This is a genomic window from Acinetobacter sp. 16 (assembly GCF_033439925.1).
GTDB lineage: Bacteria > Pseudomonadota > Gammaproteobacteria > Pseudomonadales > Moraxellaceae > Acinetobacter > Acinetobacter junii.
Window position 1 is genome coordinate 105,172 of record NZ_CP137746.1, and the last position, 25,606, is coordinate 130,777.

Annotated in this window: 17 protein-coding genes and 1 pseudogene; 13 read left to right on the plus strand and 5 right to left on the minus strand. The window is 38.2% G+C overall.

Annotated elements, in window-relative coordinates:
- Positions 1-86 precede the first annotated feature (86 nt).
- Positions 87-472 (minus strand): annotated as a pseudogene (locus tag R2H34_RS00520) (transposase); the annotation flags it as partial.
- Positions 473-628: 156 nt separating this feature from the next.
- On the opposite strand from R2H34_RS00520, the gene R2H34_RS00525 reads away from it, so the two are divergent.
- Entirely contained in the window at positions 629-1,375 is a 747-nt protein-coding gene (locus R2H34_RS00525) for an IS5-like element ISAba31 family transposase (RefSeq protein WP_004645384.1), read from the plus strand.
- Positions 1,376-1,525: 150 nt separating this feature from the next.
- Here the strand turns inward: R2H34_RS00525 and R2H34_RS00530 are convergent, their stop codons facing one another.
- Positions 1,526-2,524, minus strand: coding sequence for a glycosyltransferase family 4 protein (locus tag R2H34_RS00530; protein ID WP_004684249.1), 999 nt, complete (start codon positions 2,522-2,524; stop codon positions 1,526-1,528).
- A gap of 130 nt (positions 2,525-2,654) precedes the next feature.
- Here R2H34_RS00530 and R2H34_RS00535 point away from each other — a divergent pair, with 130 nt between their 5' ends.
- Positions 2,655-3,806, plus strand: coding sequence for a glycosyltransferase family 4 protein (locus R2H34_RS00535; protein ID WP_004684251.1), 1,152 nt, complete (start codon positions 2,655-2,657; stop codon positions 3,804-3,806).
- A 33-nt stretch (positions 3,807-3,839) separates the two neighbouring features.
- Here R2H34_RS00535 and R2H34_RS00540 read toward each other — a convergent pair whose 3' ends face one another.
- Positions 3,840-5,267 carry a mannose-1-phosphate guanylyltransferase/mannose-6-phosphate isomerase gene (locus R2H34_RS00540; protein WP_004684252.1) on the minus strand — a complete coding sequence of 476 codons (1,428 nt, stop codon included), beginning with the start codon at positions 5,265-5,267 and terminating at the stop codon, positions 3,840-3,842.
- Between the two features lie 302 nt (positions 5,268-5,569).
- On the opposite strand from R2H34_RS00540, the gene R2H34_RS00545 reads away from it, so the two are divergent.
- From R2H34_RS00545 to R2H34_RS00570, 6 genes are all read left to right on the plus strand, one after another.
- The gene (locus R2H34_RS00545) at positions 5,570-6,907 is read left to right on the plus strand and encodes an undecaprenyl-phosphate glucose phosphotransferase (RefSeq protein ID WP_278189336.1); all 1,338 of its coding nucleotides are present in this window, start codon (positions 5,570-5,572) and stop codon (positions 6,905-6,907) included.
- Positions 6,908-7,035: 128 nt separating this feature from the next.
- Positions 7,036-7,911 (plus strand): UTP--glucose-1-phosphate uridylyltransferase GalU, encoded by an 876-nt coding sequence (gene galU, locus R2H34_RS00550; RefSeq protein ID WP_111810675.1) that lies wholly within the window; start codon positions 7,036-7,038, stop codon positions 7,909-7,911.
- Between the two features lie 18 nt (positions 7,912-7,929).
- Entirely contained in the window at positions 7,930-9,183 is a 1,254-nt protein-coding gene (locus R2H34_RS00555) for a UDP binding domain-containing protein (RefSeq protein ID WP_004684259.1), read from the plus strand.
- Positions 9,183-10,844 (plus strand): glucose-6-phosphate isomerase, encoded by a 1,662-nt coding sequence (gene pgi, locus R2H34_RS00560; RefSeq protein ID WP_318342377.1) that lies wholly within the window; start codon positions 9,183-9,185, stop codon positions 10,842-10,844. Before R2H34_RS00555 ends, pgi begins: the two co-directional genes overlap by 1 nt.
- A gap of 1 nt (position 10,845) precedes the next feature.
- On the plus strand, positions 10,846-11,868 hold the full coding sequence (gene galE, locus R2H34_RS00565) for a UDP-glucose 4-epimerase GalE (protein ID WP_179988843.1): 1,023 nt from the start codon (positions 10,846-10,848) through the stop codon (positions 11,866-11,868).
- Between the two features lie 192 nt (positions 11,869-12,060).
- Entirely contained in the window at positions 12,061-13,527 is a 1,467-nt protein-coding gene (locus R2H34_RS00570) for a capsule assembly Wzi family protein (RefSeq protein WP_171494543.1), read from the plus strand.
- A 95-nt stretch (positions 13,528-13,622) separates the two neighbouring features.
- Here R2H34_RS00570 and R2H34_RS00575 read toward each other — a convergent pair whose 3' ends face one another.
- On the minus strand, positions 13,623-14,993 hold the full coding sequence (locus R2H34_RS00575) for a phosphomannomutase CpsG (protein ID WP_318342556.1): 1,371 nt from the start codon (positions 14,991-14,993) through the stop codon (positions 13,623-13,625).
- Positions 14,994-15,248: 255 nt separating this feature from the next.
- Positions 15,249-16,454 (minus strand): aromatic amino acid transaminase, encoded by a 1,206-nt coding sequence (locus R2H34_RS00580; RefSeq protein ID WP_075695924.1) that lies wholly within the window; start codon positions 16,452-16,454, stop codon positions 15,249-15,251.
- Positions 16,455-17,164: 710 nt separating this feature from the next.
- On the opposite strand from R2H34_RS00580, the gene R2H34_RS00585 reads away from it, so the two are divergent.
- From R2H34_RS00585 to R2H34_RS00605, 5 genes are all read left to right on the plus strand, one after another.
- The gene (locus R2H34_RS00585; protein WP_004956801.1) at positions 17,165-17,875 is read left to right on the plus strand and encodes a GntR family transcriptional regulator; all 711 of its coding nucleotides are present in this window, start codon (positions 17,165-17,167) and stop codon (positions 17,873-17,875) included.
- The gene (prpB, locus tag R2H34_RS00590) at positions 17,868-18,749 is read left to right on the plus strand and encodes a methylisocitrate lyase (RefSeq protein ID WP_151730805.1); all 882 of its coding nucleotides are present in this window, start codon (positions 17,868-17,870) and stop codon (positions 18,747-18,749) included. The genes R2H34_RS00585 and prpB overlap by 8 nt, the downstream gene beginning before the upstream one ends.
- Before the next feature lie 136 nt (positions 18,750-18,885).
- Positions 18,886-20,043 carry a 2-methylcitrate synthase gene (gene prpC / locus R2H34_RS00595; RefSeq protein WP_004907222.1) on the plus strand — a complete coding sequence of 386 codons (1,158 nt, stop codon included), beginning with the start codon at positions 18,886-18,888 and terminating at the stop codon, positions 20,041-20,043.
- The gene (acnD, locus tag R2H34_RS00600) at positions 20,043-22,661 is read left to right on the plus strand and encodes a Fe/S-dependent 2-methylisocitrate dehydratase AcnD (RefSeq protein WP_318342378.1); all 2,619 of its coding nucleotides are present in this window, start codon (positions 20,043-20,045) and stop codon (positions 22,659-22,661) included. Before prpC ends, acnD begins: the two co-directional genes overlap by 1 nt.
- An 82-nt stretch (positions 22,662-22,743) precedes the next feature.
- The gene (locus R2H34_RS00605; protein ID WP_151711206.1) at positions 22,744-25,605 is read left to right on the plus strand and encodes a TrlF family AAA-like ATPase; all 2,862 of its coding nucleotides are present in this window, start codon (positions 22,744-22,746) and stop codon (positions 25,603-25,605) included.
- The last annotated feature ends 1 nt before the right edge of the window (position 25,606 follow it).

Sequence of the window (25,606 nt, forward strand, 5' to 3'; positions counted from 1 at the left end):
GAAAGATAAGATGACTAGAGCAATAAGCCCTGTTGGGCTTTGTTGCACAAACATTTCAGAGGCGAGTTTCCCTCTAACTATCAAATTCAAGGCACAACTCGGGTGTGAGGTTGGTCTAATTCAGTAAATTTATTTAAGACTGCCACACGTGCATGAATCTTGTTGACTGGACTGTCAAAATTCCTAATACTGATTCTATCGCCTAATAACTTAATGCAATGCATTTTGGTTTCAACCAAACTTCTCCGATGATAGTCACATCATTTTTTCCATATCGCCCTACCTAAATGCTTAACTGTTCGAAGTAATTCATTTCTTTGTAGCGAATGGGTATATCTTTCCAAGGCTTCGGATTCTTTCTCGGCGGAATGACAGTATAGGCTTGCTGATCCGAAATCACCTGCCGACATTTCTTGGTATCATAAGCACCATCGGTATATACGGAGTCAATCTGTTCATCTTGTGGAATTTGTTTAGCTATATAAGTTTATTCATTTGGAAATTATATTATTGAATAAGCTGTTATAAATAGGCATGTACCACAAAACTAGGGTGTGTTGACACTTTTAGCTTAAAAAAATAGCGAAGTAGTAAAATCAAATCGCCAAACCCAATTTTACTATTCGCTATGCCTCGTACCATGCTGACAGATCAACACTGGCAAAAGTTGAAAGTTATTCTGCGTAATTTATCCATTCACCACAACTCAAATTTACGCAATTTTATTGAAGCTATTCTCTATAGAATTAGAACAGGCTGTCCGTGGCGAGATATTCCTTGTTGTTTTGGTCATTCAAACTCTATTTTCAAACGTTTTAATCGTTGGTCAAGCAGCGGTAAGTTACTTAGATTATTCAAATTACTAGCCTCATGCCCCGATATGGAGTGGATTTTTATTGATGGCTCTCATGTACGTGCTCATCAACATTCTGCCGGCATAGCGAATCAATCTATTTCTAAAAGTGTAGGAGGAAACTCCTCAAAAATACATTTGATTGTTGATGCACATGGCAATCCTATTGATTTCATGATTACCGATGGAACCACACATGATGTTAAAGTTGCACCTGATTTAATATCAACATTAGATTTAAAAGAGACAAAAGTGGTATGTGCAGATAAAGGCTATGATTCAGAACCACTGCGTGAACAGATCAGGAAAACAGGGACTAAAGCGAATATACCAAAGAAAACAAATAGCCAATCGAACAATGACCATATGGACTGGTATTTATATAAAATCAGGCATTTAGTTGAAAATATGTTTTGTAGATTAAAGCAATTTAGAGGAATAGCTACTCGATATGACAAGCTCAAAAGAAATTATCAAAGTTCTGTTGCTTTAGCCTGTATATTTTTATGGCTACCTTTATAGGGGTAATTATGAACAGTAAATGTCAACAGACCCTAATCATCCATCAAAATAAAGGAAAAAATTTAAATTATGAACTCATACGATTAAACTGGACTAGAGTTATCTGAAGGCTTTATACAACAAAGCTATAAGAAATAATTAATCAGAATTTTAATTTATTACCGCCTTTAAATATTTTACTAAATTATTTTTTATATAGTACCAATTATATATCTCAATATTTTTAAGGCCATAAGTTATGTATCTTTTTTGAAGTTCAGTATTATACAGAATTTTTTCTATCGCTTTACTAATGTGTTCAATTCTTTTGGGATCTACCAGTTCACAACTATTATTAGCAATTTCTATCAATGAAGTCGTATTCGACGTGATTACAGGTGTTCCACATGCCATCGCTTCAATTACAGGAAGCCCAAAACCTTCATAAAGTGATGGAAAAAGTAGGCAGAGTGCGCCTTTGTAGGTTGATGCTAGTTCATCTTCACTTAATCGTCCGAGAAACTTAACTCGATCTTCAATTTGAAGCTCCTTCGCTGTATTTACTAATTGATCAGAAGGTTTACCCGAAAATAAAACATAGATATTTTTATCTATATTTGCCTGTGCAAAAGCTCTTAAAGCTCGGTCTTCATTTTTATGTAGCTTTCGATTACCCACTATGAAAATATACGGAAAACCCGGTAGGTAGGGCTGCACATCTTGATGAAAAGCACTCGATACACCGTTATACACTACTTTCACCTTATCTGGATTGATACCCGACCAGTCTACAATTCTGCCTTTTGAAAACTCAGAGACGGTAAATATCAGTGCAGCTTTTCTACATGCCCTCTTAAGAACAATGTTGTAATAGAGTTTCTTTAAAAAGGATGTATTGGCATCTACATCTATATGGTTGAGATCATGGATAGTAATTGCTGTTCGATGTAAAAAGAAAAAAGGTGCATTAAAACCAGGTGAAAAAAAGAAGTTTTTGTTAAAAAACAAATATATAGTAAGCTTAATAACATCAAAAATTGATACAGGGTTGCCTTTTAATTTTATTGGCTGAAAGAAATCTTCGTCATAAACTTCTGTCGCAAAACGCCCGATACCATGCTCTCCAAACCAACGTGTATCGAAAATTACTTTATTTTGTTGATTTAACATACAATTTTATTAAACGAGATTTTAATTACCTCGAATTATAATGAAATCCTATCGGAATATAAATGGTATATACTTGCTAACTTCAAAAATTCAATTTTTTTACAAAATTATGGATGAGTAAGAGCTTCCTATGATAACAGAACCAAAAACAGCTTTAGTTGCAGATTGGCTTGTCACCTATGCGGGTGCTGAGCGCGTAATGACTGAAATATTAAAAGTTTTCCCAAAATCAGATCTATTTGCTGTGATTGATTTTTTAAGCGATGAAAGTCGACAGCATTTTTTAGGTAAACACGCCCAAACAACATTTATTCAAAAATTTCCTAAAGCTGAAACAAAATACCGCAATTATCTTCCATTTATGCCTTTAGCCATTGAGCAGTTAGATGTCTCTGCCTACGATGTGATTTTATCGAGTAGCCATGCAGTAGCCAAAGGTGTGCTTACGGGGCCCGACCAACTGCACATTAGCTATGTTCACTCGCCTATACGCTATGCATGGGACTTACAGCATCAGTATTTACGTGAGTTGGGGCTCACCAAGGGCATAAAAGCCATTATTGTACGTTGGTTATTACACAAAATTCGGATGTGGGACTACCGCACCGCCAATGGGGTAGATCACTTTGTTGCAAACTCTAAATTTATTGCGCGTCGTATTCATAAGGTATATGGCCGCGATGCAGATGTGATTTATCCACCTGTAGATACAGATCGTTTTACACTACGTGAAAACAAAGATGATTTTTACTTTACCGCTTCACGTATGGTGCCTTATAAGAAAATTGATCTAATTGTTGAAGCTTTTTCTCATATGCCCAATAAAAAATTGGTCGTGATTGGGGATGGCCCAGATATGCAAAAAATCAAGTCTAAAGCGACATCTAATATCGAAATTTTAGGGTATCAACCGAACAGCGTGATGCAAGATCATATGCAGCGCGCTAAAGCCTTTGTATTTGCAGCGGAAGAAGATTTTGGTATTACACCTGTTGAGTCTCAAGCATGCGGCACACCCGTGATTGCTTTTGGTAAAGGTGGGGCACTTGAAACAGTGAATTGTGAGGTTGGATTGCATCCGACAGGAACTTTTTTTCAAAAGCAAGATGTCCCAAGCGTAATTACTGCGGTTGAGTATTTTGAAAAAAATGAGAATTTGTATTTACCAGAAAATTGTCGTACTAATGCTTTGAAATTTTCAAATCAGCGATTTGAGCAAGAGCTAGAAATTTATGTACATAGTAAATGGCAAATGAAGCAAGAGGAAATGAGCACTTTATAAAAATACGCCTAGCAGTTGCTAGGCGTATAAAATTTAACATCTACCATATAAGTCTTCGAATCGGACAATATCATCTTCTCCAAGATATGAACCAGATTGTACTTCAATTAGTTCGAGAGGAATTTTTCCTGGGTTTTCCAGTGCATGAATTTCTCCCAAAGGAATATATACAGATTCATTTTCTGTAAGAAGGAATGATTCCTTGCCTTTATGAATTTTTGCAGTCCCATTGACAACAATCCAATGTTCTGCACGATGATGATGCTGTTGTAGTGAAAGTTTCTGCCCTGGGTTAACAACAATACATTTGACTTGATAACGGTCACCACTGTCTATGGAATCGTAATTACCCCATGGTCGATATACTTTTCTATGTAAGTCGACCTCAGTCCTTTGCTGTGCTTTTAATATTTCTACAATTTTCTTAATATCTTGAACTTTATTTTTATGTGCGACAAGTACGGCATCAGATGTTTCAATGACGACAATATCTTCTAGACCTAAAACACCCACTAAACGACTTTCAGCGTATACCAGTGAATTTTGAGTATCGTGGATGATGGTATCGCCGCGTAATGCATTGCCTAAAGCATCTTTTTTGCTGACCTCCCATACGCTTTTCCAAGCTCCAACATCATTCCAATTGGCATTTAAAGGAATGACAACAGCTTTATCTGTTTTTTCCATAACAGCGTAATCTATGGAGTCTTCAGGGCATTGTTCAAAACTTGTTTGACCTAAACGGACAAAATCGAGGTCAATTTTGCTTTCATTCACTGATTTTTTCGCATTGCTAGCAATAGCTGGATTGAACTTTTCTAATTCTTTTAGATAAACAGATGCTTTAAACATAAACATGCCACTATTCCAGAGAAAAGAGCCATCAGCTAGATACTGTTGTGCAGTCACTAAATTCGGTTTTTCGACGAAACCTTCTATGTTGAAAGCTTGAGGTTTCCCCGCCGTGTGAATAGAATCTGCTACTTTAATATAACCATAACCTGTTTCTGGTGAATTGGGCACGATACCAAAAGTAACCATTTTTCCAGCTTCGGCAGTTGCTAAGCCAACTTTAATGGCCTGATTAAATGCCTCTTGATCTTGAATAACATGGTCGGCGGCAAGAATGAGGAGAATGGGGTCTTCACCATAAGACAGCGCAAATTCTGCAGCGGCTGCAATTGCGGGAGCTGTGTTCCTTGCAACAGGCTCTAACACAATTTTAGCTGTCATTTTTTGTTGGCGAAGTTGTTCAGCAACAATAAAGCGATGATTTTCATTGGTTACAATGATAGGATTTTGAAAGTTAATTAAAGATGCATTTAGGTTTGAAATACGATCTAGAGTAAGTTCGAATAATGTTCTTTCGTTTGTGATTGGTAAAAATTGTTTTGGATAGCTTGAGCGAGACAACGGCCAAAGTCGTGAACCAGAACCACCAGATAAAATTACAGGTATCATTGAAAATCTCTTATTTGTGTTTCATGTGCTATTTATATGGTTTTTCTAAGAAAAATCGAATATTGTTTTGTAAAAACAACAAAATAGTGATGAATTTTTACTTAGATTAAACAATTATAGATAAAACTTGAATTATTGCTACAATAATAATATATTTTATTCCATTTTAATTATAGGGTTAGGATATTTTTATTGATGAAGAATATCCAAAAAAGTTATTCTTTATAAAGATTTAGCTTTTAATAAGTCTGATAACAATTCTTAATAGGCAAAAAATGGCTTCAAGGTTACACGCATCATATGTGTCAATATTACAACGTTTTTGTGATGTTGTAGCAATTTATTTGGGCTTTTATTTTATTTCTAAAATAAATAATATGCCTATAGATAATAGAACGCTTTTAATGTTTTTGAGTGTAGTTAGTTTATTTCAGCTCATTGGTGGCTTAACCGATTTTTATCGCTCATGGCGTGGCGTTAGTCTATTTAATGAACTTATTTTTTGTTTGAAAAATGTTTTTTTTAGTGTCGCTTTAATTGGTCCTATTTTACTCTTTTTAGGCAAGATGAATGCACAAGTGATATTCACCTACTTTTTGAGTGTGGTTTTCATCATGTCTGTGCTGCGTATTGCTATACGTTTATCTTATGCATTGTTTTTTAAGTATTTTATTCGCGCTAATGATGTGCTTATCCTCGGTGATTCTGATAAAGCACTTAAGCTTTTTCAAGATTTAAAAGACTCCGAATGGACAGGTTTTAACCCAATAGGTGTGTTCTCATTTAGACAGGACTATGACCGCTTTGTTTATTCTGGTGGACTTGATGATGCGATGGAGATTGTTGACAAACAAAAAATTAATAAGGTTTATGTTGTGATCAATCAAGATAATATTGAACAAGCGGATCAAGTTATCAAGTCTTTAGCAGATACTACATGTTCAACAGTTATTATTCCTGAGTTGTTCTCGCATGACTTTTTATACTCGCGTGTTGAGGATATTAATGGTACGCCGATTATTCCAATTATAGATACTCGTTTAACAGGTATTAATACTTTATTGAAGCGCATTGAAGATATTTGTTTTTCACTGGTTATTTTATTGTTGATTTCTCCAATTTTAATTGGCATTTCAATTGCTATTAAATTAACATCTAAAGGTCCAGTTTTCTTTAAGCAGACGCGTTATGGTTTAAATGGAAAGCCGATTTTAGTTTACAAATTTAGAAGTATGAATGTCATGGAAAATGGAACTAAAGTAACTCAGGCCATTAAAAATGACCCTCGGTTGACCCCAATAGGTGGTTTTTTAAGACGGACATCTTTAGATGAACTACCGCAATTTTTTAACGTTTTATTAGGCAGTATGTCTGTTGTAGGTCCGCGTCCACATGCAGCAGCGCACAATGAAGAATATCGCAAACTAATTACGGGCTACATGCTTAGACATAAAGTGAAACCTGGTATTACGGGCTTAGCACAGATTCGTGGGTGGCGTGGGGAAACAGATACTCTGGATAAGATGGAAAAGCGTGTTGAATGTGACTTGGAATACATCCGAACTTGGAGTCTTCTATTGGATATTAAAATTATATTTTTAACGGTGTTTAAGGGTTTCATTAATAAAGCTGCATATTAAATATTTGTGTTTTCAATATTTGATACGTTTATAGAAACTTTGGGTTGTTTGCACTATTTTTAAACATTTTGAAATAAAAAATAGTGTAGTGTTAATAAATAATTTTTTGATAAAAAAGTGTATCTTCGATGATTAAAAAAGCGATTCTTCCTGTGGCTGGACTAGGTACCCGATTCTTGCCTGCAAGTAAAGCGATTCCTAAAGAAATGGTTACGGTGGTAGACCGCCCGGCAATTGAGTATGTTATCAAAGAAGCAGTAGCTGCTGGGATTGAGCAAATCATTTTAGTCACACATTCATCGAAAGCATCTATAGAAAACTACTTTGATCGTAACTTTGAATTAGAAACGACATTAGAACAAAAAAAGAAGTTTGATTTACTTAAAGAAATTACCGACATTTTACCTGCAAGTGTAAGTGTTGTTAGTGTACGCCAACCACAACCTTTAGGGCTTGGCCATGCTGTTCTTTGTGCTAAATCTATTGTTGGTGATGATGATTTTGCTGTGCTCCTGCCTGATGTCTTGGTTAAAGATAGTGATACGCGCAACGATTTAAGCTTAATGATTGAGCGTTATACTAAGTCAAACGCAGCCCAAATTATGGTTGAAGCTGTCCCTGATAGTTTGGTTGATCAATATGGTATTGTCGATGTTGCTGAAATTCCTGCTGAAGGCGAAAGTTATGTCATGCAAGGAATTGTAGAGAAACCTGCAATAGGTATGGCTCCTTCTAATTTGTCAGTTGTTGGGCGTTATGTATTGCCTGCACAGATTATGACTTTATTAGAACAAACACCGAAAGGTGCTGGGAATGAAATTCAATTGACAGATGCGATTGCAATGCTACAGCAATCAAAGCCTGTTGAAGCATATCGCATGAAAGGACGAACGTTCGACTGTGGTAGCAAAATTGGCTATTTGAAAGCAGTTTTACATTATGGTGTTGACCATCCCAAGTTAGGTGATGAGTTTAAAGCACTGATTAAAGAGTTAGAGTTATAAAAAAAAGAGGGATGGGCCATGAAAATCGCAATGTTTGGTACAACACTGTATGCGGGTGTTATCTCATCATTACTTGCAGAGAGTGGACATCAGGTCTTTATTTGTAATGATTTACAAGACCATACAGCGCTATTCAATCTTAGAGATCAAGATGTTGTTCATGCTTTAGAAAAACAATATCAAAGTGGTTTTCTAAGTTATTGTAATTTTGCGGCTCTTCCCTTGGATATTGATGCGTATTTTTTTAGTTTCAATCCAACTCAAGAGGCTGAGGCACTTGATGTTGTACAGAAATTAAAAATGCGCACGATTATTCATCCTAAATTGATGATTAATGCCTCTACTTTTGGTCTTAATGGTACAGAAAAATTAAAAGCCGTATTAACAAAAGATCATTGGGTTTATTTCCCTGATATTATTCAGGAAGGTCAAGCTTTTAAAAGTGTGACGAGTGCCTCTAAAGTGATTATTGGCTGTGCTGACCAACAAGCACAGGGTGACTTAGAGGAAATGTTGCGACCTTTATTCCCACGCCAGCAACAATATTTATTTATGCCTGTTTTAGATGCTGAATTTACCAAACTCAGTATTTCAGGCATGTTGGCGACTCGTATCAGTTATATGAATGATTTGGCAGATGTTGCTGAAAAGTTGGGTATTGATATTGCCCATGTTCGAGATGGAATGGCAGCAGACAGTCGGATAGGTGAATCGTATTTATATTCAGGTGCAGGTTTTGGTGGTGAAAACTTTTCACATGATATTTTGACTCTATCAAATACCATCAGTAATACTGGAACAAAAAGTCAGCTGTTGGGACAAGTTTGGGATATCAATGAGCAACAAAAAGAGTTTCTTTTTCGCAAGTTGTGGAATTATTTTCATGGAAATTTAGCTGGAAAAACGATTGCGATTTGGGGGGCTGCTTTTAAGCAACATACCTCAAGTACCAGTTTCTCACCTATTCATCCGATGCTTGCTGCACTGTGGGCGCAAGGTGTGACTGTTCGTTTGCATGATCCACAAGCCTTAGAAGAAATACACACAATTTATGGTGAACGTGATAATTTAATTTTATGTGAAGATCAGTATGACGCGGTGAATCAGGCACACGGTTTATGTGTTCTAACTGCATGGAAGCAATATTGGTCACTTGATTATACGCAATTAAAACTTAAATTAGCCCATCCTTTGATTTTGGATGGACGTAATATTTATCAACCTGATTATGTTAAAAGTCAGGGTTTTGCATATATGGGAGTAGGAAGATAATGATAAATTTAACTATTTTTCCTAAAAAAACGCTAGCAACAACACTTGAACATTTACAACACTTAAGTAAAACCATTGGCCAGAAGCACTTAAATACTTTTTTTGCCGAAGATGACCAAAGATTTAAGCATTTTTCTGTTCAATATGATGAAATCACTTTTGATTTTAGTAAGCATCGTGTTGATGAGTCCGTAATAAGCGCATTGATTGACTTTGCACAAGTTCGTGATCTCTCTACATGGACGAAACGTTTATTTTCAGAAGAAGAAATTAATTATACAGAGCAACGTGCAGCTATGCATTGGGCGCTTCGTTTACCGAAACATGATGAGCAACACCCTAAATTAGCTGGGAAAGTACATGAGCAATTAGAGCGAATGTATGCATTGGTTGAGAAAATTCACGCGGGTCAGTACCGTGGTGCAACGGGTGAAGTTATACAAGATGTGGTCAATATTGGTGTGGGTGGGTCTGATCTAGGGCCATTGATGGTGAGTCATGCTTTGTCTGATTTTAAAGTTAATACGATTAAGCCTCTGACGGTGCATTTCGTGTCAACGATGGATGGCACTCAACTTTCAGATCTGTTGCATCAGTTACGTCCAGAAACGACATTGTTTATTATTTCATCCAAATCCTTTGGAACAATTGATACACTCTATAATGCACAAACTGCACGTCAATGGCTTGAAAAGCAATTGGGCCAATCAGAAGCGGTGGATCAGCATCATTTTATTGGGGTATCGACTAAGCCTGAAAAAATGACAGAATGGGGTATAGCACACCAAAATCAGTTTTTGCTCTGGGACTGGGTTGGTGGGCGTTACTCTTTATGGTCATGTATTGGGTTGCCGATAGCATTAAATATTGGTGTACAAGGCTTTAAACGTTTACTTGCAGGTGCTCATGCAATTGATGAGCATTTTCAAAATGCTCCTTTGCGCCAAAATATTCCTGTTCTTATGGCTGTTTTGGGAATATGGAATCATAACTTCCTAGAAATTCAGACTCAGGCTATTTTGCCTTATGATGGTCGTTTAAAGTATTTTTCGGCATATCTACAACAGCTTGAGATGGAGTCGAATGGGAAGTCGATTCAGCGTAATGGTCAGAAAGTTGAGTTGGATACTTGCCCTATTGTTTGGGGTGAAGTGGGTCCAAATGCACAACATGCTTTTTATCAGTTGTTACACCAAGGTGCACATAAAGTAAGCTGTGAGTTTATTGCGCCAGTGAATCGTTATGCCGCTAACCAATTTACCTATGTAAAAAATGCCAATGCATTGATTAATCAACACCATTTAGCGTTATCAAATTGTTTGGCTCAGTCTCGACTATTGGCCTTTGGTAATCAGGCACTTGATGCTGAAGAGGTGGCGGGTCTAGAGAATTATCAAAAATATGAAGGTAATCAGCCTAATACAACCATTTTGCTCAAAGAGCTTAATCCTTATACCTTAGGTATGTTGGTTGCGTTGTATGAACATAAAGTATTTGTGCAATCTGTACTGTGGAATATCAATGCTTTTGACCAATGGGGTGTTGAAAAAGGTAAACAAATTGCGAATCAAGTACTTCCAATTTTGACTGGTACAGAAAAAGATTATGTTGATTTTGATAGCTCTACCCGTGGTCTATTAGATATTTTACTTGGAAAATAAAATGGCAAAAATATTAGTCACCGGTGGGGCTGGTTATATTGGTTCACATACTTGTTTGGAATTATTGAATGCTCAACATGAAGTTGTTGTATTGGATAATTTATCAAACAGCTCTGAAGTGTCATTATCGAGAGTTCAAGCTTTAGCAAATAAAAGTTTAACTTTTATCCAAGGTGATATTCGCGATGCGCAGATCTTAGATCAGATCTTTGCACAGCATCAGATTGATGCGGTCATCCATTTTGCAGGTTTAAAAGCCGTGGGTGAAAGTCAGAAAGAGCCGCTAAAATATTTTGAAAATAATATTTCGGGTTCGATTAGTTTGGTCAAAGCCATGGAACGTGCACAAGTGTTTAAGCTGGTGTTTAGTTCATCTGCGACGGTTTATGATGAAGCCAATGTATCGCCATTAAATGAAGACATGCCTACAGGTATGCCAAGCAATAACTATGGCTATACCAAACTGATTGTTGAGCAGTTGTTGGAAAAACTCTCGGCTACAGATGAGCGTTGGTCGATTGCATTGCTGCGTTATTTTAACCCGGTGGGCGCACATCAGAGTGGTCAGATAGGTGAAGACCCACAAGGGATTCCGAATAACTTAATGCCTTATGTCACTCAAGTGGCAGTTGGTCGCCGTGAAAAATTAGCAATCTTTGGCAATGATTATGACACGCTAGATGGTACGGGTGTACGTGATTATATCCATGTGGTCGATTTGGCCAATGCACATTTATGTGCCTTAAATAATCGTTTAAATGCACAAGGATGCCGCGCTTGGAATATCGGCACAGGCAATGGGATTTCGGTTAAACAAATTCGAGATACCTTTGAGAAGGTGAATGGTGTTGAGATTCCATTTGAATATGTACCGCGCCGCGAGGGAGATGTAGCAACGTCATTTGCCGATAATGCCCGTGCAGTCGCAGAATTGGGTTGGCAGCCACAATATGGCTTGGCTGATATGTTGGCGGACAGTTGGAATTGGCAAAAGCAGAATCCAAATGGGTTTCATAAGAGTTAAATCTCAGCTTTGAGATTCATCTAAGAATATATGGCTAATGCGATAGAGCTTTAGTCATGCAAAACACTGAATATCATGCCCGTTTGAATTTAAAATCAAATTGTGTATGGATTGTGCAAACAATCATGTATTTATTCCCTTATTTTAAAAAACATCGCTATGATGTTTTTTAAAAATGAACTTAGATGAAGAATATTTATGAGATATCAAAGTATTAGATTTTTGTCACTTGCGGTTTTATCTGCACTTTCTTTGCCAGCAATTGCACAAGGAATTGTTTTAAATAATGAAGACTTACGAACTGATTTAAATTGGTTAAATCAACAAGGTGTGATTCAAATTAGCACGTCTACATGGCCTTTAAGTGGTGATGAAATACAACGTGCTTTATCTAATGCAAAGATTGATAATCAAGTTCAGCAGCAAGTCTTGGATTCCGTGCAAGCTGCTTTAAGTGCGGAAAATACAACGGCCAAAGCCAGTTTATATGCTGAATCTGATCCCCAAAATGTACCGCAACATTTTGCAGATGAACAAAAATCACAATACCAAGCGGCTGTTGAGTTCAATGCTGGTGGGGCGCAATGGGATGCAAGACTGCGTATTAATGCTGAAAAAGACCCTATTATTGATAATGGGCATGATGTGAATGTTGAAGGGTCATATTTAGCTGGAAAGTTGTGGAATCAATGGTTGATTGCAGGGCAGATTCCGACCTATTGGGGGCCTGGACATGATGGTAGTCTAATTCGAGGGGATGCAAGTCGTCCAGTATACGGTTTTACAATGCAACGCGCTGAGCAAAAGGCATTTGAAACGAAATGGCTGTCTTGGATTGGCCCTTGGCAGTATCAAGTTTTTGCTGGCCGATTAGATGATTATGAGGCCGTGCCAAATACAAATCTCTTGGGAATGCGTTTAACAGCCCAACCTTTACCTTATCTTGAATTGGGTGCATCACGTACATTCCAAATAGATGGTCAAGGTCAACCTGATAGTTTCAAAGCCTATTGGAATGCTTTTATTGGTAAAGATAACGAATGTGATGATAGTGGGTGTACTGGAGAGGGGAATGCCTCAAACCAAATTGCAGGCCTAGATGCGCGTTTAAATCTACAACAATGGTTTAAAGTTCCATTGAGTTTGTATGGGCAGTTTGTCGGTGAAGATGAATCAGGTTTACTGCCATCTCGGAAAATGTATTTGGCAGGACTCGATTATTCCTCACAAGTGAAGAATATGCCGTTCCAGCTTTATACTGAATGGGCAGATACACGTACCAATGGTGATGTTTGGGGTTATTCATATAATCATCATAACTATACAGATGGTTACTACCAACATGGATTCCCTTTAGGTCACGCTATGGGCGGTGATGGTCAGATGTATAGTTTAGGTGGGGATATTCGTTTCGATAAAATGAATCGTTTAAATGGTCGCATCTTGTTGGCAAAAGTGAATCAGTCAGGACTTGAAATCAATCATGCTTTTCCACAAAAAGATGAAATCAAAGCTCTGGATTTAACGTGGACACATTATCTTCGTCCGAATACGCCGTTGAAATTAAGTGGTTGGGTCAGTGACTCTGACGTGTATGGTGGAGATAGCGGCGTGTCTTTAGGGGTTGAAATTCCTTTGGATCGCTCTTTATTTTACTAAGTTAAAAAGACTTTCTTAAAAAACGTATCTATACATGAACCATTCAAACGATGTTAAATCGTTTGAATGGTTTTTTATTTGAGGCTAAATATTGCTTAAGCTTGGATAAGTTGGGTCAACTGATCGACATAGACTTGTATTGGTTCAGGGTTTTTACTTGCATCACTTTCAATGTTTAAGCGTAATAGTGGTTCAGTATTTGAAGCCCGTACATTTAGGCGCCAAATACCAAAATCTAAACTCACGCCATCAGTTTGATCAATTACTGGATTTTGGTCAGCAAAATGATCAAAGATCTTTTGAATGGTGACTTGTGTATCGGCAACTTTGAAGTTAATTTCACCTGAGCACGGGAATTTTGCAATCATATCCTCAACCAATGAAGATAAAGATTGACCTGTTTCAGATAGTACAGAAACAGCCAATAACCACGGAATCATTCCACTATCACAGTAAGCAAAATCACGGAAGTAATGGTGGGCACTCATTTCACCACCATATACAGCATTGTGCTCACGCATTACATCTTTAATGAATGCATGGCCTGATTTAGATTGGACGACGATCCCTTGATGTTTCTCAACAATATCTAATGTATTCCAGGTTAAACGAGGGTCATGCACAATCTTTTCACCTGCTTGTTTGAGTAGAAAGGCTTGTGCTAAGAGGCCAACAATATAATAACCTTCAATGAATTGGCCTTTTTCATCAAACAAGAAACAACGGTCAAAGTCCCCATCCCAAGCAATCCCCATATCTGCACCATGCTTAAGTACTGCTTGGCTGGTACTATCACGGTTTTCGATTAAAATAGGGTTAGGGATTCCATTTGGGAAATTGCCATCAGCTTCATGGTGGATCTTGATGAACTCGACTGGGATATTTAATGCTTTAAATTTTTCTTCTATCGCATCAATCATATGCCCTGCTGCACCATTACCTGCATTGGTGACAAGTTTCATTGGGCGAATCTTAGTCGGGTCAATGTAGGTCATGAGGTGATCTACAAATTCAGGTAGGATATTGTATTTTTCTACAAGCCCCTTTTGAGTCGCGTCGATAAAGTTGCCTGATTCAGCAAGCGCTTGAATCTCTTTTAAACCTGTATCCGCACTAATTGGTCGTGAGTTCTCGCGAACCAGTTTCATCCCATTGTAATCCATAGGGTTATGGCTGGCCGTTACTTCAATACCACCTTGGACATCTAAATGGAATGCGCCAAAGTAAACTTCTTCTGTACCTGTCATACCCAGATCAAGAACATTTACGCCTGCATCATTTAAACCCTGAATGGTTGCTTGTTTAAGGCTTTCACTGGTTAGACGAACATCGGCACCAATCACAACTGTTTTTGGTTGATAAATTTGCCCATAAGCACGACCAATTTTATAGGCGATTTCTTCATTGAGTTCAGTGCCTAGTTTTCCGCGAATATCGTAGGCTTTAAAGCAGGTCAGTTGAGTCATATCTAAAGGTGCTGTTTGTTGTTTATTCATGTGTTGCAGTATACAAAGACTGAGCTAGATTGAACATTGAATGATACAGATTTAATCATTTAGCACATTTATTCTTGGCTCTAGTTGTCGGATAAATTTTAGTTTTAATGACGCTGGTTTTGTAAAAATAAAAAAGGTTGTTTCACGTGAAACAACCTTTTTTGATGCATAAAGTCCCCCTTTTAAAAGGGAGATGAGGAGCGATTATAGCTCCGCAAGGGGATTTTAAGCTGATTTTGCTAAAACTTCTGCCATCGCTTTTGCAACTTTATAAATATTATTCATATTTAAACCTGCAACGCAGATACGACCACTGCGAACAAGGTAAATTGCATATTCTTCACGTAAGGTGTCGACTTGCTCGCCTGTCAAACCTGTGTAGCTAAACATACCTTTTTGGTTTACAAGGTAGCTAAAGTCACGGTCAGGAAGTGCTTTAGTCAACTCATCTTTTAAGATGCTACGCATTTTGATAATACGTTCGCGCATCTCTTTAACTTCGTTTTGCCATTGTTGATTCAGATCAGCATCATTGAGCACCTGATCAACCAACCATGCACCAGTTGTTGGTGGGCTTGAGTAGATACGACGTACCGTTGCTTTTAACTGACCGAATGTGCATTTTGCTGCTTCAGCATCGTCACATACGAAAGTTAAACCACCAACACGCTCACCATAAAGTGAGAAGATTTTAGAGAACGAGTTGCTTACGATAAAGTTCAAACCAGCTTGGTCTAAAGCGCGAATTGCATAAGCATCTTGTTCCATGCTATCGCCAAAGCCTTGATAAGCGATGTCGAGGAATGGAATCAAGTTACGCTCTTTTAATACTGCAATGACTTGATCCCACTGTGCTGGATTTAGATCAGCACCTGTCGGGTTATGGCAGCAAGGGTGTAACAATACGATGCTTTGCTCTGGCAAAGTTTTTAATGTAGACAACATGCCATCAAAATCAACGCCACGTGTTTCAGCATCGAAATATGGATAGTAGTTGCTCTTGATGCCAGCACCGTTGAAAATCGCAACATGGTTATCCCACGTTGGTTGGCTCACCCAAACTTCTGAATTTGGGAAATAAGTTTTTAAGAAATCTGCACCAACTTTTAATGCACCTGAACCACCAAGCGTTTGGATAGTAGCAACACGACCTTGTTGAATTGCAGGGCTATTTGCACCAAACAATAACGCTTGAATCGCTTCACGGTAAGGTTTAAAACCTTCCATTGGTAGATAAAGTTTGGTTTGAGTATTTTTAGGTGCAATACGTTTTTGAGCTTCGATAATAGTTTCGAGCTGTGGAACGATACTGTCTTCGTTATAGTACAAACCAATACTTAGATTAACCTTTTCAGCGCGTGGATCAGCATTAAACTGTTCCATTAAAGAGAGAATCGGGTCGCCTGCATAAGGTGGGATATGTTGAAACATTAACAATGTCCTTTTATTCAACAAGGTGCATGGATGTGTCTTGTGGAGCGCTGCTCCAGATGCCCAATAATGTACCAATAAAGCGATGATGAAGCACGCTGTTATTTACATTTCTAGTGTAGGGTCTGTTGACATTTCACAGATGCTTGCGACAGAGAACATTTTTTAGACGGTACAAGGCATGTTTTGCGAAATTTAGTTATTCTAAATGAGCGAAACATAACATAGTAACGGCAAAAAATGTTCCTGTCCCGTAGGGTTATGGCTAAAACCTCCCTAAACTGCGTTATGAAACTTGACAAGGGAAGGCCATTGCCTGCGTTTCATGCCTTGTTTATGTTGTTTTAGCCGATAACGCAATGCATGGCTGAAATATCAACAGACCCTATTATTTACTTACAAAAATTTGTAGCAAAGCACTCGATTATAAAGATTGTCTACAATCAAGCTGTCATACCATAGTCGTAGCATAAGCAATATCAAAGAGTTCAAAGATATACAAAATTGAGCGTAGATCAATTGCAATAAAATCATAAACATTTGTTTTATTTATACTTATCATGGTTTTTATGACGGTTTTGAATGATTCTAATCAGAATGGATAGAATGTCTGACTGACTGCACAGGTCTATTTTATTGTCGACAATCCTATTGCATTATTTCTATTATCCCGTTATAAAATCATCAAAACTGTAGAGATTGTCGACAATATGCAAGATACCCTTGTTCCTCAAGCCATCAGCACGAGTCAGAGTATTACTCTGACGGAACACGTATTTAAGCAAATTCAATCGGCGATTGTATTAGGACAAATTCCTGCGGGCAGTAAAATTTCTGAGCCTGAGTTAGCACGTATTTACGGGATTAGTCGTGGCCCATTGCGTGAGGCAATTCATCGTCTAGAAGGCCAGCGATTGGTTGAGCGTACCGCACATGTGGGCGCACGAGTTGTTTCCCTTTCTCTACAACAATTTAAAGAACTTTACCAAATTCGTGCTTCACTTGAAGGCTTAGCTTGTAAGCTGGCTGCACAGCACATTGATAAAAAACAAATTTTGGCATTGCGTGATGTGTTGCGAATGCATGCTGAAGATGAAAATTTTAAAGCAGGTAAGGGTTATTACCTACAAGAAGGTCAAGACGATTTCCATTATTGCATTATCAAAAGCAGTGGCAATAAAACCTTAGAAAAAATGTTATGTGATGAGCTGTATCACCTCATCCGTATGTACCGAATTCAGTTTTCAAACACCCCAAATCGACCGAGCAAAGCTTGGGACGAACATATCCGCATTTTAGATGCGATCGCAGAAGGTGACGGTGAACTTGCCGAAATGCTGATGCACCGTCACATCAATGCATCTTACAAAATTGTTGAGCAAACATTGCTGCAAACCCAAGGAGAACATCAACATGGCTAAATCTGCTGGTCAGCTATTCCGCGACGCGGTCGCAAATGAAAAACCATTACAAGTGGTTGGTGCGATCAACGCCAATCATGCATTGTTAGCAAAACGTGCAGGCTATAAAGCAATTTATTTGTCAGGTGGTGGTGTTGCCGCAGGTTCGTTAGGTTTACCTGATTTAGGGATTAGTAACCTTGATGATGTATTGACGGATGTACGCCGTATTACGGATGTCTGTGATCTCCCATTATTGGTTGATGTGGATACTGGTTTTGGTGCTTCAGCATTCAACATTGCACGTACTACTAAATCAATGATTAAGTTCGGTGCAGCAGCGATGCACATCGAAGACCAAGTGGGTGCAAAGCGTTGTGGACACCGTCCAAACAAAGCAATCGTGACCCAACAAGAAATGGTGGATCGTATTAAAGCTGCGGTTGATGCGCGTACTGATGAAAACTTTGTGATCATGGCGCGTACTGATGCACTTGCAGTTGAAGGTTTACAAGCAGCAATTGACCGTGCAGGTGCTTACATTGAAGCAGGTGCGGATATGTTATTCCCTGAAGCGATCACTGAACTGGCAATGTATAAGCAATTTGCTGATCTGACCAAAGTTCCAGTATTAGCGAACATTACTGAATTTGGTTCTACACCATTATTCACGACTGAAGAATTGGCTTCTGCGGATGTGAGCATTGCGTTGTACCCACTTTCAGCATTCCGTGCGATGAATAAAGCAGCGGAAAATGTGTATGTGACTTTGCGTCAAGAAGGCACACAGAAGAACGTTGTTGACACCATGCAAACCCGTCAAGAATTGTATGAACGCATTAACTACCATGCGTTTGAACAGTATCTTGATGCGTCATTTGAAAAAGCAAAATAAGGAATCCCCCTAAATCCCCCTTTTTCAAAGGGGGACTTCCCTCCCTTTGGAAAGGGAGGTGAGGAGCGGTTGTAGCTCCGCAAGTGGGATTTTAGAACTCATAATTCACATAGAAAGAACAGAAAAGGACAATCTTATGAGCAGTAATGAAACTCCAACAGGCTTCAAGCCAAAAAAATCAGTTGCGTTAAGTGGTCAAGTTGCAGGTAACACAGCACTTTGTACAGTGGGTCGTAGTGGTAATGACTTGCACTATCGTGGTTATGACATTCTTGACCTTGCAGTGGGTAGCGAATTTGAAGAAGTTGCGCACTTGCTTGTACATGGCAAACTGCCAAACAAAGCTGAGTTGAAAGCCTATAAAGCAAAATTAAAAGCATTGCGTGGCTTACCAGCAGCATTGAAAACTGCACTTGAGCAGTTACCGCCATCTGCACACCCAATGGACGTGATGCGTACAGGCGTTTCAGTTCTAGGTTGTTTAACGCCTGAACATGAAGACCACAATGAAGCAGGTGCGAAAGATATCGCTGATAAATTGATGGCAAGCTTGGGTTCAATGTTGTTGTATTGGTACCACTTCAGCAACAACGGTCGTCGTATCGAAGTTGAAACGAATGATGACTCAATCGCTGCGCATTTCCTCCATTTACTTCATGGTGAAGCGCCATCTGAAGAATGGATTCAAGCCATGCATACGTCTTTGATTCTGTATGCTGAGCATGAATTCAACGCTTCTACATTTACTTCACGTGTTGTTGCAGGTACAGGTTCAGACATGTACTCAGCAATTACAGGTGGTATTGGTGCGTTGCGTGGTCCAAAACATGGTGGTGCCAACGAAGTTGCATTTGTGATTCAACAGCGATATGACAACGCTGATGAAGCAGAAGCAGACATCCGTAGCCGTGTAGAGAAAAAAGAAGTGATCATTGGTTTTGGTCACCCTGTTTATACCATCTCTGATCCACGTAACGAAGTGATCAAGAAAGTGGCGCGTGATCTTGCTGATGCTCAAGAGAACACCAAAATGTACCTCATTGCTGAACGTTTAGAAGCAGTGATGAAAGAAGTGAAGAACATGTTCCCGAACCTCGATTGGTTCAGCGCGGTGAGCTATCACTTGATGGGTGTTCCAACAGCAATGTTCACTCCATTATTCGTGATTGCACGTACAGCAGGTTGGTCAGCACATGTGATTGAACAACGTCAAGACGGCAAGATCATTCGTCCAAGCGCGAACTATACTGGCCCTGAAAACTTAGAATTTAAACCATTGGCGGAGCGTGGTTAATGACAAATCAATACCGTAAACCGCTGCCAAATCAGAATGGCAATACCCAGCTTGAATACTATGACGTGCGTCAAGCCGTTGAAGATATTCAGCCAGGCGCATATGAAACTTTGCCATACACATCTAAAGTGTTGGCAGAGCAGCTTGTACGTAAAGCTGATGCAGAAAACTTAACTGATTATTTAAAGCAATTGATTGAACGCCGTCAGGACTTGGATTTTCCTTGGTATCCTGCGCGCGTGGTCTGTCATGACATCTTAGGTCAAACAGCACTCGTTGATCTTGCGGGCTTGCGTGATGCGATTGCTGAAAAAGGTGGTGACCCATCTAAAGTCAATCCAGTGGTACCAACCCAGTTGATCGTAGATCACTCTTTGGCAGTGGAATTTGGTGGCTTTGATCCTGACGCGTTTGAGAAAAACCGTGCAATTGAAGATCGTCGCAACGAAGACCGTTTCCACTTTATTGAGTGGACCAAAACCGCATTTAAAAATGTCGACGTAATCCCTGCGGGCAACGGTATCATGCACCAGATCAACTTGGAGAAAATGTCTCCAGTGATCCAAAACCGGGATGGCTTAGCGTTCCCAGACACATGCGTAGGTACAGATTCACATACCCCACATACCGATGCACTTGGTGTGATCTCAGTGGGTGTGGGTGGTTTAGAAGCTGAAAACGTGATGTTGGGTCGTGCATCTTGGATGCGTCTTCCAGACATTATCGGTGTTGAGCTTGTCGGTCAGCGTCAAGCAGGCATCACAGCGACTGATATCGTATTGGCACTCACTGAATTCTTACGTAAAGAACGTGTGGTTGGTGCATACCTTGAGTTCTTCGGTGAAGGCGCAGACACCATGTCGATTGGTGACCGTGCAACCATCTCGAACATGACACCTGAATACGGTGCAACGGCTGCGATGTTCTACATCGACCAAAACACCATTGATTATTTACGCCTGACAGGTCGTGAAGATGCTCAAGTGGCATTGGTTGAGCAATATGCAAAAGAAATCGGTCTTTGGGCATCGGATATGACCAAAGCGCAGTACCCACGTGTACTTCGTTTCGATCTTTCAACAGTCACTCGTAACATTGCAGGTCCATCAAACCCACATGCACGTGTATCTACTGCTGATTTGAAAGAAAAAGGTATTGCTGGCGTTGTTGAAAACCGTACGGATGGTTTAATGCCTGATGGCGCGATCATCATTGCTGCGATCACGTCTTGTACCAATACCTCAAACCCACGTAACACGGTGGCGGCGGGTCTATTGGCACGTAAAGCCAATGAACTGGGCCTAGTACGTAAGCCTTGGGTGAAATCTTCATTCGCACCAGGCTCTAAAGCGGCTGCGCTGTATTTAGAAGAAGCTGGCGTACTCAAAGACCTAGAGAAACTTGGTTTTGGTATCGTGGCGTATGCATGTACAACCTGTAACGGGATGTCAGGTGCGCTTGATCCAGTGATTCAACAAGAAATCATTGACCGTGATTTGTATGCGACAGCGGTACTTTCGGGTAACCGTAACTTCGATGGTCGTATCCATCCATATGCAAAACAAGCGTTCTTGGCATCGCCTCCACTTGTTGTCGCGTATGCGATTGCAGGGACAATTCGTTTTGACATCGAAAAAGATTCATTGGGTACAGACAAAGACGGTAATCCAATTTACCTGAAACATATCTGGCCATCTGATGCTGAAATCGATGCACTGGTAAAAGAAGCTGTGAAGCCTGAACAATTCCGTAAAGTCTACATTCCTATGTTTGACCTCGGTGAAGTTGAGCAAGCGGAAAGCCCACTTTACGACTGGCGTCCTATGAGTACTTACATCCGTCGTCCGCCGTATTGGGAAGGAGCGTTGGCTGCACCACGTACGTTGACCAACATGCGTCCGCTTGCAATTTTGGGTGATAACATCACGACTGACCATTTATCGCCTTCAAATGCGATCATGATGGATTCGGCTGCGGGTGAATACCTACACAAAATGGGCGTACCTGAAGAAGACTTCAACTCATATGCGACACACCGTGGTGACCATTTGACAGCACAACGTGCAACATTTGCCAACCCGAAATTGTTTAATGAAATGGTGGTTCGTTCAGACGGCACGATTAAACAAGGTTCAAAAGCGCGTGTAGAGCCTGAAGGCGAAGTGATGCGTATGTGGGAAGCGATTGAAACTTACATGAACCGTAAGCAACCGTTGATCATTGTAGCGGGTGCGGATTATGGTCAAGGTTCAAGCCGTGACTGGGCAGCGAAAGGTGTTCGTCTTGCAGGTGTTGAAGCGATCGTGGCTGAAGGTTTTGAGCGTATTCACCGTACTAACTTAGTGGGTATGGGTGTGTTACCGCTTGAGTTTAAACCAGGTGTGAACCGTAAGACGTTGAAGTTAGATGGTACTGAGCTTTATAGCGTGATTGGTAATATCTCACCGCGTTCGACTTTGACTTTAGTGATTGAACGTTCAACTGCTGATGGTAAAGAAGAAATTCTTGAAGTGCCGGTAACTTGCCGTTTAGATACAGAAGAAGAAGTTTCTGTATATGAAGCGGGCGGTGTACTTCAGCGTTTTGCGCAAGACTTTTTAGAAGGTCAAGTGGCTTAATACTTTAGCTAAAAGTAATTGATATTGTTTAAAAAAAGCCCTACTTTAAAGTGGGGTTTTTTTATACTTTAGGAAAATTATAATGACTATTATTTCAAAAGGTTCTGAATGGCATATCTGGGACTTACATTTTCATACACCCAGTTCATATGACTATAAACATAAAGATGTAACTAATGAGGAAATTATCAATAATTTAAAAAATAATAATGTAAAAGTTGTTGCAGTAACAGATCATCATCTCATTGATATTGAAAGAATTCGTGATCTTTCTTTATTAGCTCAAAAAGAGAATATTACAGTACTGCCTGGTATCGAATTTTTATCTGATTCCAGAGGTAAAGATCCTATTCATTTTATTGGAATTTTTTCTGAAACATGTAACTTAGAACATGTATGGGGACAGATTAAGCATAGAACGCCAATTAATAAAATTGATTCAGAAAGTAAGCGTGTAAATGAAGTTTATTGCAATCTTGATGACACTATTAAACTTGTTAAAGAGCTAGGCGGTATAGTAACGATCCATGCTGGTGAAAAGCATTCATCAGTAGAGAATATTACAAATTCTTTACCCCATGCTAGAGCACAAAAAACGGAAATTGCTCATGCAGTAGATATATATGAGTTAGGTAAAGAAGAAGATCAAGAGGGATATGTTAAAAGTGTTTTTCCATTCATTAAAAAAACTATACCAATGATTATTTGTTCTGATAACCACAACATTAGAAAATATGAAATAAAACAAAAACTTTGGATTAAAGGTGAGCCGAGTTTTAATGGATTAAAGTATGCTCTTAATGAACCAACAGAAAGATTTTATATTGGTAAAGAACCTGAAATTCTAAAAAGAACAAGAGAAAACAAAACTAAGTATATAAGCCGATTAAAAGTTTCACTAGATGGCGTATATGATGCAAACAATATTTGGTTTGATAACGTAGATATACCTTTAAATAGTGAGCTAGTTACCATCATTGGACATAAAGGAAATGGAAAAAGTGCTATATCAGATATTCTTGCTCTTTGTGCAGATGCTGAGCATAGCGACGAATATCTGTTCTTACATAAAGATAAATTTAAGAAGAAAGGTTTTGCAGATAGATTTAAGGCTTCTATTGAATTTCTTAGTAATTCAACAACAGAGTATAGACAACTAAATCATGCTATTGATTCTACACAGCAAAGTTTAGTTAGATATTTACCACAAAGTTATTTTGAAAAAGTATGTAATGAGATTGGTAAAGTTGAAGCTTTTAGGCAGGAAATAGAAAAAGTTGTTTATCAATATGTTCCAAGAGAGAAAAAAGTAGGTTCAGAAAATTTCAAAGATTTAATTTCGTTAAAGAAGAAAGCGATTGATTCAGAAATGGACTCAATAGTTGAAAAATTAAAAATTTCAAATGGTAAAATTATTAATCTGGAAGATATGGGAGATCCAGATTTTGTAGAAATTTTAAAGAGTAAAATAAAGATAAAGACTCAAGAAATAGAAGTGCATAATCAAAATAAACCTATTGAAGTTCTTGATCCTAGTTTGAAAGTTAAATCGCCAGAAGATGAGCAAAAACAAAAAGATCGTTTACATTATGAAAAAGAAAGAGATAAGCAAGTTGAGCTAAGTAAAAGTTATGAAGATAGATTAGGACAAAATAACCGTTTAAAGTTGAATGCTGTAAACTTACTTAGAGAAGTAAATAATAAAATAAAAGAGTTGGAAGACTATTTGATTCAAAATTCACAACTTATTAATGAACTTCAAATAGAAAAAGAAACTCTCATTAAAATCACATTTGATGAAAATTTGCTCAAAAGTAAGATTCATGAAATTGAATCTAGTATTCAGAAAGATACAGAGCTATTAGATGAGTCTAATCAGAATAGTTCTAGATTTAAAATTAAGAAGTATCAAAATTTGATAGATTCAATTACTTCAGAATTTACTGGTGAGCAAAAAAATTATCAACTTTATCTTGATGCAGTAAGTGCGTGGGAAGCTAGAAGCAAAGAGCTTATAGGTTCTTTAGATGAAGTTGATTCATTGGTTTATCTCGAGCATAAACTTAATTACATTGAAAATAACTTATACGATGATTTATTCAAAGAAAGAAATATTAGGCTAGAAACTGTTAAAGAAATCTACTCTAAAAAATCAGAAATTAAAGCTATTTATGACGAAGTTAAAAAAGGAATTGACGAGCAACTTTTAGCTTCTGAAGTATCTGATCTAAATATTGCTAGTAAATTTGGTTGTGATTCTGATTTCAAGAAAAAAATATTAAGTAATATTCGTCAGAATAAAGTTGGTAGTTTCTATGGTGGTGACGATGGAAGCAGGATTTTACAGGATGACTTAATTAACCAAACTGATTGGAATGATCTCGAAAGCACTCTTAACTTCTTAAATAAATTTATTAAATATCTTGAATGTGATATGAGAGTTGGTGATAAGAAAGCAGTTTATATAGGTTCTGTTACTAATAATCGTTCTGACCTTTATAACTATATTTTTAGTTTGCAATTTTTAGATGCTTATTATGATTTACAGAATCATGGTAAAAGTTTAGATCAGTTATCACCAGGTGAAAAAGGTGCATTATTATTAGTCTTTTATCTTGTTCTAGATAAGGAAGATATACCATTAATTATAGATCAACCTGAAGATAATTTAGATAATAATAGTGTCGCTAAAGTTCTGGTGCCATTTATTAAATTAGCGAAGAAAAAACGTCAAATCATTATTGTCACTCATAATCCAAATTTAGCTGTAGTAGCGGATTCAGAGCAAGTTATAAATGTTTCTTTGGATAAGCAAAATGGTTATAAGTTTAATTTTATGTGTGGTGGTATAGAAAATAAGATTATTAACAAACAAATCTTAGAGGTACTAGAAGGTACAATACCAGCATTTTGCTTACGAAAAGATAAGTATAGTATTACTTGAT

Coding starts and splice junctions, on each gene's coding strand:
- R2H34_RS00525 (WP_004645384.1), top strand. CDS start 629: ATGCCTCGTACCATGCTGACAGATCAACACTGGCAAAAGTTGAAAGTT.
- R2H34_RS00530 (WP_004684249.1), bottom strand. CDS start 2,524: ATGTTAAATCAACAAAATAAAGTAATTTTCGATACACGTTGGTTTGGA.
- R2H34_RS00535 (WP_004684251.1), top strand. CDS start 2,655: ATGATAACAGAACCAAAAACAGCTTTAGTTGCAGATTGGCTTGTCACC.
- R2H34_RS00540 (WP_004684252.1), bottom strand. CDS start 5,267: ATGATACCTGTAATTTTATCTGGTGGTTCTGGTTCACGACTTTGGCCG.
- galU (WP_111810675.1), top strand. CDS start 7,036: ATGATTAAAAAAGCGATTCTTCCTGTGGCTGGACTAGGTACCCGATTC.
- R2H34_RS00555 (WP_004684259.1), top strand. CDS start 7,930: ATGAAAATCGCAATGTTTGGTACAACACTGTATGCGGGTGTTATCTCA.
- pgi (WP_318342377.1), top strand. CDS start 9,183: ATGATAAATTTAACTATTTTTCCTAAAAAAACGCTAGCAACAACACTT.
- galE (WP_179988843.1), top strand. CDS start 10,846: ATGGCAAAAATATTAGTCACCGGTGGGGCTGGTTATATTGGTTCACAT.
- R2H34_RS00575 (WP_318342556.1), bottom strand. CDS start 14,993: ATGACTCAACTGACCTGCTTTAAAGCCTACGATATTCGCGGAAAACTA.
- R2H34_RS00580 (WP_075695924.1), bottom strand. CDS start 16,454: ATGTTTCAACATATCCCACCTTATGCAGGCGACCCGATTCTCTCTTTA.
- R2H34_RS00585 (WP_004956801.1), top strand. CDS start 17,165: ATGCAAGATACCCTTGTTCCTCAAGCCATCAGCACGAGTCAGAGTATT.
- prpB (WP_151730805.1), top strand. CDS start 17,868: ATGGCTAAATCTGCTGGTCAGCTATTCCGCGACGCGGTCGCAAATGAA.
- prpC (WP_004907222.1), top strand. CDS start 18,886: ATGAGCAGTAATGAAACTCCAACAGGCTTCAAGCCAAAAAAATCAGTT.
- acnD (WP_318342378.1), top strand. CDS start 20,043: ATGACAAATCAATACCGTAAACCGCTGCCAAATCAGAATGGCAATACC.
- R2H34_RS00605 (WP_151711206.1), top strand. CDS start 22,744: ATGACTATTATTTCAAAAGGTTCTGAATGGCATATCTGGGACTTACAT.